The organism is Komagataeibacter intermedius TF2, from assembly GCF_000964425.1.
GTDB lineage: Bacteria > Pseudomonadota > Alphaproteobacteria > Acetobacterales > Acetobacteraceae > Komagataeibacter > Komagataeibacter intermedius.
This window is the reverse complement of record NZ_BANF01000021.1, coordinates 44,766-56,346: the sequence shown is the minus strand read 5'-3', so window position 1 is coordinate 56,346 and position 11,581 is coordinate 44,766. Positions and strand designations below refer to the sequence as shown.

At 63.9% G+C, this 11,581-nt stretch carries 10 protein-coding genes; 4 read left to right on the top strand and 6 right to left on the bottom strand.

The window, feature by feature from the left end; translation table 11 throughout:
- Nucleotides 1-27 precede the first annotated feature (27 nt).
- On the bottom strand, nucleotides 28-702 hold the full coding sequence (locus B7449_RS03840) for a GntR family transcriptional regulator (protein ID WP_039735488.1): 675 nt from the start codon (nucleotides 700-702) through the stop codon (nucleotides 28-30).
- Nucleotides 703-945: 243 nt separating this feature from the next.
- Here B7449_RS03840 and B7449_RS03835 point away from each other — a divergent pair, with 243 nt between their 5' ends.
- Both B7449_RS03835 and aldA read left to right on the top strand, forming a co-directional pair.
- On the top strand, nucleotides 946-1,512 hold the full coding sequence (locus B7449_RS03835; protein ID WP_039735585.1) for a ferritin-like domain-containing protein: 567 nt from the start codon (nucleotides 946-948) through the stop codon (nucleotides 1,510-1,512).
- A gap of 159 nt (nucleotides 1,513-1,671) precedes the next feature.
- On the top strand, nucleotides 1,672-3,120 hold the full coding sequence (gene aldA / locus B7449_RS03830; protein ID WP_039735487.1) for an aldehyde dehydrogenase: 1,449 nt from the start codon (nucleotides 1,672-1,674) through the stop codon (nucleotides 3,118-3,120).
- A 172-nt stretch (nucleotides 3,121-3,292) separates the two neighbouring features.
- On the opposite strand, the gene coaA is transcribed toward aldA, so the two are convergent.
- The gene (gene coaA, locus B7449_RS03825) at nucleotides 3,293-4,270 is read right to left on the bottom strand and encodes a type I pantothenate kinase (protein WP_082084741.1); all 978 of its coding nucleotides are present in this window, start codon (nucleotides 4,268-4,270) and stop codon (nucleotides 3,293-3,295) included.
- A 294-nt stretch (nucleotides 4,271-4,564) separates the two neighbouring features.
- Here coaA and B7449_RS03820 point away from each other — a divergent pair, with 294 nt between their 5' ends.
- Complete coding sequence (locus B7449_RS03820) at nucleotides 4,565-5,890, top strand: glycerate kinase type-2 family protein (RefSeq protein ID WP_039735486.1); 1,326 nt, start codon at nucleotides 4,565-4,567, stop codon at nucleotides 5,888-5,890.
- Between the two features lie 117 nt (nucleotides 5,891-6,007).
- Here the strand turns inward: B7449_RS03820 and B7449_RS03815 are convergent, their stop codons facing one another.
- The 3 genes from B7449_RS03815 to B7449_RS03805 all read right to left on the bottom strand — a co-directional run bounded on the left by B7449_RS03815 (nucleotide 6,008) and on the right by B7449_RS03805 (nucleotide 9,148).
- Entirely contained in the window at nucleotides 6,008-6,379 is a 372-nt protein-coding gene (locus B7449_RS03815; RefSeq protein WP_039735485.1) for a hypothetical protein, read from the bottom strand.
- Between the two features lie 123 nt (nucleotides 6,380-6,502).
- Nucleotides 6,503-7,549 carry a recombinase RecA gene (gene recA / locus B7449_RS03810; RefSeq protein ID WP_010507117.1) on the bottom strand — a complete coding sequence of 349 codons (1,047 nt, stop codon included), beginning with the start codon at nucleotides 7,547-7,549 and terminating at the stop codon, nucleotides 6,503-6,505.
- 177 nt (nucleotides 7,550-7,726) lie between these two features.
- The gene (locus tag B7449_RS03805; RefSeq protein ID WP_039735484.1) at nucleotides 7,727-9,148 is read right to left on the bottom strand and encodes a gamma-glutamyltransferase; all 1,422 of its coding nucleotides are present in this window, start codon (nucleotides 9,146-9,148) and stop codon (nucleotides 7,727-7,729) included.
- A 246-nt stretch (nucleotides 9,149-9,394) separates the two neighbouring features.
- Here B7449_RS03805 and B7449_RS03800 point away from each other — a divergent pair, with 246 nt between their 5' ends.
- The gene (locus B7449_RS03800; protein ID WP_039735483.1) at nucleotides 9,395-10,189 is read left to right on the top strand and encodes a DsbA family protein; all 795 of its coding nucleotides are present in this window, start codon (nucleotides 9,395-9,397) and stop codon (nucleotides 10,187-10,189) included.
- 59 nt (nucleotides 10,190-10,248) lie between these two features.
- Here B7449_RS03800 and hemA read toward each other — a convergent pair whose 3' ends face one another.
- The gene (gene hemA, locus B7449_RS03795; RefSeq protein WP_373321491.1) at nucleotides 10,249-11,580 is read right to left on the bottom strand and encodes a 5-aminolevulinate synthase; all 1,332 of its coding nucleotides are present in this window, start codon (nucleotides 11,578-11,580) and stop codon (nucleotides 10,249-10,251) included.
- Nucleotide 11,581 lies beyond the last annotated feature (1 nt).

The following is an 11,581-nucleotide window of genomic DNA, read 5'->3' as shown; positions in this document are numbered from 1 at the left end:
GGCCCGGCTGCGGGTCTCCCCCCCCCGTCAGGACAGGCGGGGTTCGATCCAGCGGCGCGCATGTTCGAAATCACGCTTGACCGCCTCCTGTGCGGCCACCGCGTCACGCTGCCGCAATGCCGTGATCAGGTCGTCATGCGGGTGGGTGCGCCCTTCGTGCTGCATCTGGATCATGGGGCGTGACAGGGCATAGATCGGCCCGATCCGCATCCACAGGTTCCGCAGGATCGTGGCGGTCAGCGGCAGTTCGGCCAATGTCGCCACCGTGGTGTGGAAATCCGCGTTGAAGGCGGCCATGCCCCCGTCGTCCTGCGCGTGCGATGCATTCATGAACTGCTGCTGCAGGATGACCAGCGCCTCGATCCCGTGGTCGGACGCACGCTGGGCGGCAGCGGCGGCAAGGCGCATTTCCAGGTCAACGCGCAGGTCATGGATTTCGGCGAAGCTGCGCTGGGTCATGGCGGGCACGACGGCGGTATTGCGGTCGTTGAGTTCCAGCGCATGTTCGGACACAAGGCGCAGCAGCGCCTCACGCACGGGGGTGGGGCTAAGGCCCAGTTCCGCCGCCAGCGGTCGCAGCACCAGCCGTTCGCCAGAGCGGTAACGGCTGCGGATCAGCCCACGGCGCACGTGCTCATAGGCGTCGTCGCTCAACGCACGGCGGGGAAGCTTGTCAGACTGGCCTGCGCTGAATGATACCATGCCGTTTACTTCATCCTTAATGCAAATAGGTCTTATTAATAGTGATCAATAATCATCTGGACGTGAATGGCAACGTCTGAGGCAACGAAAAACCCGTTTTTGCCGCATTTAGACCGCTTTCAGACTCTCCTGCACCCTGCCACGGGTTTTTGGGAACCCCTTTCCGGTCGGCCCGTTACACCAGCAACGATCCGTAACGGACATGCAGCCTACCGCATGCCCGCCACAGACAAGGAGAGCATCATGGCCGATGCAGGCGAAAATACGTTCCTGACCGATGTCCAGACCCTGCGGGAACGCGCGAAGAAATCGATTGAAAAGGGCGCCGTGACCCCGGCGTACCAGGGCAATGTCCAGACCGCGATCGACCTGCTGCAGACCGTGGTGGCGACCGAACTGGTCTGTGTACTGCGCTATACCATGCACTCCATTTCCGTAACGGGCATTACCAGCGAAAGTGTGGCCAGCGAATTCGCGGCCCATGCCAAGGAAGAACGCGCCCACATGATGTGGGCGGCCGACCGCATCGACCAGCTTGGCGGCGTGCCCAACCTGTCACCCGAAGGGCTGGCCACCCGTTCCGCCACCGAATACGGCGATGGCGGCAACCTGGTGGAAATGGTGCGCCAGAACCTGGTGGCCGAACGTCTGGTCATTGAACATTATCGCGAACTGATCCGGTATTTTGCCGACCATGACCCGACAACGCGGATCATGCTTGAAAAAATCCTTGCGGAAGAAGAAGACCACGCGACCGACATGCATGACCTGCTGGTCGCCCACGAAGGTCGGCCCTTCCTCGCATCCTGACGGCTTTCGCCGTCCCCTTTCCCCTTCGCCCGCCACTGCCTGACCCATGCGCATGCCCATCCTGCCCCGGACCTGACCGGGGCGGGTGGCATGGCCGCGCGCGGCGTCCTACCATATGGCGGCCAATCCATAGAACCGACTGAAAACGGAGAGTACCCCATGACCAAGCCGACAACCCATGACCTGTTCATTGGTGGCGAATGGTCCAAGGCTGATAACACCGAACGCGACACCATCCGCAATCCCGCAACGGGGGACGTGCTGGCCCATGTGGCCGTCGCGGGTGAAAGCGATGTAAAGCGTGCCCTGCAGACCGCACAGGACGCCTTTCCTGCATGGCGCGGCCTGATTGCGACCGACCGGGCGGATTACCTGTACCGACTGATTGAACTGATCCAGCGCGATACGGAAAAGCTGGCCCGCATCATCACCTCCGAAAACGGCAAACCGCTGAAGGAAGCCCGGATCGAGGTCAATTTCGCCATCCAGCTGATCCGCTTCGCCGCTGAAAACGTCCGACGGCTGGAAGGCAACATCATTCCCGGCAGCCGCCCGGGCGAGAAGATCCTGATCGAAAAGATCCCCCACGGCGTCGTGGCCGGAATTTCGGCATGGAACTTCCCGCTTGCCCTGACGGCGCGCAAGCTGGGTCCGGCGCTGGCTGCGGGCAATACCTTTGTCATCAAGCCGCATGAACTGACCCCGCTTTCAACCCTTGCGCTGGCGGAACTGTCGGTTGAGGCCGGTTTCCCGAAGGGCGTCTTCAATGTCGTCACCGGCGGCGGGGTGACCGTGGGCAATGCGCTGGTGACCAACCCGATCACCAGGCTGATCACCATGACGGGCAGCACGCCCGCAGGGCGCAAGATCATGGCTGCCGCATCCGAAGGGCTGAAGGAAGTCCGGCTGGAACTGGGGGGCAAGGCTCCGTTCATTGTCATGGAGGACGCGGATATCGATGCCGCCGTCAATGCTGCTGTTGCCGCGCGCTTCATGAACTGTGGCCAGGTCTGCACCGCCAATGAACGCACCTATGTCCACACGGCGGTCTATGACGAATTCCTCAAGCGCCTGCGCACGAAGGTCGAAGCCCTGAAAACCGGCAACCCGCTGGATGAAGACACCGATATGGGACCGAAGATCAGCGCGCAGGAACTCGAAAAGGTCGACGCCATGGTCCGCAAGGCCGTGGAACAGGGGGCGAAGGTCGAACTGGGTGGCAGGCGCCTGACAGGCGGGGCGTATGACAGGGGCAATTTCTATGCCCCCACGCTGCTGACCAACGTGAAGGGCGACATGGACATCGTGCAGAACGAAGTGTTCGGCCCCGTGCTGTCACTGATCCGCGTAAAGGACTTTGACGACGCCATTACGCAGGCCAACAACTCGCGCTACGGCCTGTCGGCCTACATGTTCACGCAGAACCTGAAGAACATCATGCGCATGACCAATGAACTCAACTTCGGTGAGATCTACGTCAATCGTGAAGGTGGCGAGGCAGCACAGGGCTTCCACCATGGCTATGGCGATAGCGGCATTGGCGGGGAAGACGGCCAGTACGGCCTCGAAGCCTATGTCGATACCAAGACCGTTTACCTGAACGCATAAAGACCGGCTTCTGACGACAGGGCGGCCCGACATCATGTCGGGCCGCCTTTTTTTTATCCCCTGTTCAGGATGACCGGACGAACCGGCCTGTGACGGCACCTGGAAACCGTTCTCTTTTGCCGACGTCAGGCCACTGCGCACCGATACGCATGCCAGCAGGAATCCAGCCTGGTCAGATCTGGCGCATCCACACCGTATCGACCGCGTGGCTCGGGCTTTTGTGCATGACCACGCGGGCACGTTCGCGCGTGGGCAGGATGTTCTGCCGCAGGTTGGGCAGGTTGATGCGCCGCCAGATGTCACGCGCCATGCGTTCCGCCTCATCCCGGGTCAGGTCGGCGCAGTGATGGAAGTAGGAGGTGGGCTTGCGGAACGCCGTCTGCTGCAGCGACAGGAAGCGTTTGACGTACCAGTCCTCGATCACCTGCGTATCCGCATCGAGATAGATGGAAAAATCAAAGAAGTCCGACGCCATGAACGGCTGTTCGGATACGGTCTGCAACACGTTCAGCCCTTCGAAGATCAGGATGTCGGGCTGGTCAATGACCTGATAGCGGTCCGGCACGATGTCATAGGCTTCGTGGGAATAGACCGGCACTTTCAGGTTGCGCTCGCCCGCCTTCAGCGCGGCAAGGAACGCAATCATGTGCCGCAGGTCGTAACTTTCGGGAAAGCCCTTGCGGTGCATGAGTTTGCGCCGTTCCAGTTCCCGCGTGGAATGCAGGAAACCATCCGTGGTGACCAGCGCCACGTTCGGATGGTCCGGCCAGCGCGCCAGAACGGCCTGCAGCAGGCGCGCAAACGTGCTTTTCCCCACCCCCACGCTGCCCGCAATGCCGATCACGAATGGCGTGGTCACGGCCGGGGCGCCGATAAAGGCGCTCTTGACCATGTTGTTCATGCTGCGCGTCGCCATGACATGCAGGTTGAGCAGGCGCGACAGCGGCAGGTAGATCTCGGTAATGTCTTCCAGCGAAACCGGCTCGTTATGCCCGCGCAGCGACGCGATGTCCGCCTCCCCCAGCGACTGGGGCACATTCGCACGCAACGCCGCCCATTCCGGTCGGGGAAAGATCAGATAAGGCTGCACCACGCCATGGGGTGGCTGCATGGCGGGAACGGGACGCGCGTCCAGCACACAGTTCTCCATGCCCTTGTCCTTTCTGCTGTGGCGCCTGCCCACTGGTGCAGGCCATCTGCCGCGTATCACCATCACCCATACCAATCCATACACCCGTCCCCCAAATTAGCGTGTGCAACGCCCACGGACCGGGACTTTCCCCCCATCCTGATAGAGACGTGATAATTGTGACACACTGTCCGCCACCGCATGGATGATATGGACAGGGCGCAGGGACCGACGTGCATCCCGTCCGCGCGCCATGCGTTACGATATGAACCCGGCCCGTGTGCCGACGCATGCCCGAAGGATATGGATACTGTAATGAACGACACCACCATCCATCCATTTTCCGCTACAGCCCGTACCACCATGGCCACGGACTGGACGGACGGCCGCGCGCGCACGACCCTGCGGGGCATACTGGACGCCGCCATCCGCAGCGCCATGCCCGATGTGGTTCTGGCGCGCTACCTGCCACCCCGGCCAAAGGGAAAATGCGTGGTGGTGGGCGCGGGAAAGGCGGCGGCGGCCATGGCCGCGGCACTGGAACAGGCATGGCCGGATGTGGACCTGACCGGGTGCGTGGTCACGCGCGACGGGCATATGGCCCCCACGCGCCGCATCCGCGTGCTGGAAGCCGCCCACCCTGTCCCCGACAGCCGCAGCGAGGCCGCCGCCCGCGCCATGATGTCCGAAGTCGCGGGACTGGGCCCGGATGACCTTGTCATCGCCCTGATTTCCGGCGGGGGATCGGCACTGCTGGAACTGCCCAAGGATGGCCTGACGCTGGATGACATCCGTGTGGTCAACCGCGCCCTGCTGCATTCGGGGGCCAGCATACGCGACATGAATGTCGTGCGTCGCCACCTGTCGGCCATCAAGGGCGGTGGCCTTGCGGCGGCAGCCAGCCCCGCACGCGTGGTCACGCTGGCCATAAGCGACGTACCAGGCGATGACCCGCTGACCATTGCCAGTGGCCCGACCGTGGCCGATCCCACCACCGCTGCCGATGCCCGGTCCATCATCGCGCATTACGGCATTACCGTGCCTGACGCGGTGCGGCGCGTGCTCATGCAGCCGCCGGTCAATGGCACCCTGTCGCCACGCAATCGCTACACCCTTGTTTCCACGCCATTCATGGCGTTGCAGGCCGCCGCCAGCGTCGCGCGCGAATACGGGCTGACGCCCCTGGTGCTGGGCGATGCGCTGGAAGGGGAAAGCCGGGATGCGGGCACGTTGATGGCGGGCATCGCCCTGTCCGCCCGCCAGCACGGCATGCCGGTGGCAGGGCCCGCCGTGCTGCTGTCAGGCGGCGAGACGACGGTGACCATCCGCCCCGACCAGCCCACGCCGGGACATGGCGGCCGCAACACGGAATTCCTGCTGTCCATGGCCAACGCCCTGCAGGGGCGCGAGGGGATATGGGCCATTGCTGCAGATAGCGACGGCATTGACGGGACCGAGGACGCGGCAGGCGCGATCATTACCCCCACCACCCTGTCCCGTGCCCGCGCACTGGGCTGTGACCCACGTGCGTACCTGCGCGCCCATGACAGCTACACCCTGTTCCAGCAGACGGGGGACCTGATCATGACCGGGCCGACCCTGACCAACGTGAACGACATCCGGGCGGTGCTGGTCGTTTAAAGGGATTTCAAAACCCTGAAAGCGTTCCTGATGACGCTTTTCGCAGAAAACTTCAAAGGACACCGCCTTTTGAAAAAAGGCGGCACCCAAAAACTTCCGCTGGTTTCCATATGCGTTTCAATGGCTGCCCTGCCCCTGCTTGCCGTAGCTGACCTGCGTATCGGGCACGACAAAGTGCTTGCCGTCATCACTGTCGGACCCGCTGTCATCATCGCCTGCCTGATTGGGGTCATAGCCTGACGAGATCATCTGCATCGCCGCTGCATCAGGCGGGGTGTGATAGGCTTCGGTGCCGGTTTCATCGGTGGGATCTGGTGGTCTGGGCAGGTGCCGCGCCAGCGGACGCAGGACATCACGGGCATGGGCGGCACTGTTGCGCGCGCCCCCATGGGAACCCAGGGGGGGCGGGGATTCATCCACATCGGCTGGATCATTATTGTCGTCGTGCCCCGCGCTACAGGCCGCAAGGCACGCCAGCAATCCGATCATTGCAAGACGCGGTTTCATGCCGGCTGCCCTCATCCCCCGTTTTTCAGTTTCCACGCCATGCGCCGATACGATAACGCACGGGTGGAAAACGATAGCCTGCCATAACGGGACAGGCCAAGGGGATCAATGTTCGGCGCCGTCCTCGTCCGGGCCGACCAGCATGGCTTCGGCCACCACGCCCGCCTGCTCACGCACGCGGCGTTCGATATCGGCGGCCATTTCCGGGTGATCCCGCAGGAACTGCTTGGCGTTTTCGCGCCCCTGCCCGATGCGCTGGCTATCGCAGGAGAACCATGCCCCCGATTTTTCAACAATGCCCGCCTTGACGCCAAGGTCGATCAGTTCCCCGACCTTGCTGATCCCTTCGCCATACATGATGTCGAATTCGACCTGGCGGAAGGGGGGGGCCATCTTGTTCTTGACCACCTTCACGCGCGTCTGGTTGCCCGTGACCTCGTCCTTGTCCTTGATCGAGCCGATCCGGCGGATGTCCATGCGCACGGACGCATAGAACTTCAGCGCATTGCCGCCCGTCGTTGTTTCGGGGCTGCCGAACATCACACCAATCTTGAGCCGGATCTGGTTGAGGAAGATCAGCATGGTGTTGGACCGCGAGACGGACCCCGTCAGCTTGCGCAGCGCCTGGCTCATCAGCCGCGCGTGCAGGCCCACATGGCTGTCGCCCATGTCGCCTTCCAGTTCCGCGCGCGGCACAAGGGCGGCCACGCTATCGACCACCAGCACGTCAACCGCGCCGGAACGGACCAATGTGTCGGCAATTTCCAGCGCCTGTTCACCCGCATCGGGCTGGCTGATCAGCAGGTTGTCGACATCCACCCCCAGCTTGCGGGCGTAACCGGGGTCGAGCGCGTGCTCGGCATCAATGAAGGCGCAGGTGCCTCCCTTGCGCTGGGCTTCCGCAATGGCATGGAGCGCCATGGTGGTCTTGCCCGAGCTTTCGGGGCCATAGATCTCGATAATACGGCCACGTGGCAGGCCGCCAATCCCCAGCGCGATGTCCAGACCCAGCGACCCGGTGGAAATCACATCCACCTGTTCGGTCGGGCGTTCGCCCATGCGCATGATCGATCCCTTGCCGAACGCGCGCTCGATCTGACTCAGGGCCCCTTCCAGGGCCTTGCTTTTGTCTATACCCGGAGCCTGTGCCATTGCTGCCTACCCTGACGTTTGAGAAGAAAAAACCAAGACCGGGCACCCTGCCCTGCGCCCCCTGCCGCAACAGGTGGCAGGTCATGCAGTGCAATATGGAACAAAACAGGACCATTTACAATGGCCCCATGCCCGCCCGCCCGGAATAATACCGCCCGGCAGGCCCGGACCCGTGGCCTAACGCGGCCCCATGGCCAGTCCCGCGCCACGCGGATCGGTCGCGGCGGTGCAGGTGCTGGCGTCACCCGGCAGGCCATGCGGGCAGGACACGGCATTGACCCGGCCCTGGGCCGTGACCGGATGGGCGTCGGGTGTCTGTCCCGCCATGATCTGGTGCATGGCAATGCCCACGGCGGCGGCGGCGTCATTCTGTCCCGAACCGGCAACAGCGGCACGGAAGGCGCGACCCTGGCTGGCGATGGCAGCCGTAAACAGCGGCAGCGGCAGGCGCGCGGGCGACGCCCCCAGCACGATGCCGGTATTGCCCGCCATGCGTCCGGTGCCAAACAGGTTGTCCATACTCAGGCTGCACGCCACGGCCATGCCCGAATGATCAACCACGGTGAACGAGGTGGACGCCGGAAGCGAAGGCAGCCCGCCGCCGCTTCCCCCGCCACTGTTGACGAATGCCTGCGCGCGCGCCGTCAGGTCGTCACCCGTACCCGAAGCGTGGCTGCCATTCTGCGCCCGCCATGCCGCGATGCTGGACTGCGCGCGCGTCGCCGCGTCGGACGATGACCCGGCACGGAACGCAACGGCGCTGCCCAGGCCACCATCGGCCGGCGGCGGCAGGAAGGCGATCTGCGTTTCTCCGCTGGTCAGGCTGATGGGCAGGCGTTCGGACGGAATGGCGCGACGCATGTCCGTCATCTGCAACCCGCCACCAGCGGCCTGGCTGCCTGCGACAAAGGACTGACCCAGCGCGCCATTATACAGGTCGCCCACGCCCATGCTGCGGATCTGGTCCAGCGCACCGGACAGATGGGTCTGGACCAGTGCATCGCCTTCCGCCAGCGCCTTGCCGTCCGAGCGGCTGAAAACCGCGCGGACGCCCGCATCAGCCAGCAGCGGCACCTGAACGGCGGCAAGGTCGCTGGCCAGCTGCCGGCTGACATTGATGCCGTTGGCCGCCAGCGCGATCGCATCAGGCACCAGTTCCGAAAACGCAGCCGACCCGTACTGCAGGTGCATGAGGTACAGCCCCCGCGCCAGCATCGGGACCGCGGCCGGACGGTCGGCATGCGGCATGTCGGGGGCTGCCACCGTGCCCGCGGCGGGCAGGAACATGAAGGCACGTCCGCCATTCTGGTCACCCGGACGATAGGCAAGGCACGCCCCGCCCGCCCCCAGCGATGCGCGCGACGGCAGCGTGACCGACAGCGCCAGCCCCATGGCCGTAGCCGCATCCGCCGCGTTGCCGCCGCGTTGCAGGATATCACGCCCCACCAGCGTCGCCTGCGGTTCGTCCGACGAAACCGTGCCGATCAGCGGTCCGGGCGACGGACCGAACATGTGCGAGACAAGCCGCATGGGCGAATAACGATGACCGGCGCACCCAGCAACCGAAATGGCCAGAACGGCCGAAAGCGCCGTACGCATGTACCGACGGGCAACAGGGGTGATCGAAGGCTCAGGCACGCAACGCTTCTCCAATGGGCAGTCGGCTTTGATAAACTCAACGGATTCCGCACGACCGCGCGATCATGGCAGACCCATCACGACTTAACGGCCTTACGGGCCGTCGGCAACAGGTCAGGCCGCCCTGTCCACCGCCAATGGCCCATTCCTTTCCCGTGCCCGATCATTTACAGACACATTATCCTGACATGATAACGGAGCAAACCCGTGACATTCATTTCCCCCCGCCGGCACCGTCCGCGCCTGCTGAATGCCCTGCTGGCCGCGGGGGCAATGATGACCGCGACAGCCGCCATGCCCGGCGCGGGCCACGCCGCCACCAACAGCAGTTTCACCCCCGCGCAGCGACAGGAAATCGTCGATATCATGCGCAATGCGCTGAAAACCGATCCGACCATCCTGTCCGATGCCATCGCGGCCCTGCGCAACAGCGCCAACGCGGCGCAGCAGAACGCGGCCCGCAATGCGCTGGATTCCCACCGTGCCGACCTGCTGACCCCGGCGGCAACCGACGCGATACTGGGCAATGCCACAGGCCATACCACGGTGGTGGAATTCTATGACCCGCGCTGCCCCTACTGCCGCAAGGTGCTGCCTGACCTTGACCGCCTGGTAAAGGAAGACGGGGATCTGCGGATTGTTGAAAAGGTCATTCCCGTTCTGGGACAGAGCAGCCTGATCGCATCGCAGGCGCTGGTGGCGGCATTCGTGCAGGGGGGGCAGGCAGCGTATTTCCGCATGCAGACGGCCATCATGAATGATTCCGTCACCCCCACCGCCGACCGGATGCGCACGCTGGCCACCCAGTCCGGACTGAATGCCGGCATGCTGGCCAGTGACATGAACAGCGCCAGGGTCACGTCCATCCTGCAGGCAAACATGGAACTTGCCCGCGCCATCGGGCTGGATGGCACGCCCACCTTTGTCTTCAACGCCCGCCAGATCATTCCGGGCGCCGTCAGCTATGATGACCTGAAAAAGGCCATCGCGCAGAGCCGCTGACCCCACGCGCCGCCAGCCGGGCCAGCCCGCGTCCGACCATGCCGGGCGCGGGCGGTGGCTCAGGCCATGGCGGCGACAGGCTGTGCTGCAAGATCGTTGATGCGCAGCAGGCGGGACAGGGCCGTCACCATGTCGTCCATCATCTCGTCCGTATGGAACGGCCCCGGCGTCAGGCGCAGGCGTTCGGTGCCGCGCGGCACGGTGGGATAGTTGATGGGGGTGGCGTAAATCCCGTAATCATTGAGCAGCCGGTCGCTCAGTTCCCGGCAACGCTGGGCGTCACCCACCGGGATCGGGACAATGTGGCTGGGCGTCATGGTGAAGGGAATGCCCGCCTTGCGCAGCTTGTCGCGGAAGGTATTGACGCGTTCGAACATGCGTTCACGCCGCCAGCCATCCCTGCGCACCAGCCGCACGCTGGCCAGCGCCGCCGCCACCACCGCAGGCGGCAGCGCCGTGGTGAAGATGAAGCCCGACGCCGCAAGGCGCAGGTATTCGACAATATCGCTGCGTGCGGTGATATAGCCGCCATGCACGCCAAACCCCTTGGCCAGCGTGCCTTCGATAATGTCCACCTGATCCGCCACGCCATCACGTTCGGACACGCCACCGCCCTGGTCGCCATACAGGCCCACGGCATGCACTTCATCCAGATAGGTCATGGCGCCATACTTACGCGCCAGTGCGCATGTCCCGGCGATGTCGGATATGTCGCCGTCCATGGAATACACGCTTTCAAACGCGATCAGCTTGGGCGCATCCCTGGGGGCGGCAGCCAGCTTGGCTTCCAGGTCCGCAAGGTCGTTGTGTTCGTAAATGACGGTGCTGGATCCGCGCGCGCCCTTGATGCCCGCGATCATGGAAGCATGGTTCAGCCGGTCGGAAAAGCAGATCCAGCCGGGCATGCTGCTCAGGATCGTCTGCAGGGTTGCCTGGTTGGAAACATAGCCGGAGACGAACAGCAGCCCCGCCTCCTTGCCGTGCAGGTCGGCCATTTCGGCTTCAAGCGCGGTATGGACCGGGCTGGTGCCCGCGATGTTGCGCGTGCCGCCGGCGCCGGCGCCATGTTCATGGATCGCCTGGATGGCGGCCTCGACCACCGCGGGATCGACACCCATGCCCAGATAGTCATTGGAGGACCAGACAACCACCTCCCGGTCCTGCGGGCAGGCGGGGGTTGACGGAGTGGCCTGTGTTTCCGGCTGGTCATACAGGGGATAACGCTCGGCCTGGCGTGCCAGTGGGGTGAACTGCCGGTAGCGACCCTGCGCGCGTATATTCTCCAGCGCCGTCCGGCAGAACCGGAAGAACGGATGCCCATCCACTTGATTACTGGACACTGCTGCTTTTCTCCATGCACGCCCCGGTCTGTTCACGGGGCCTTCATTCATT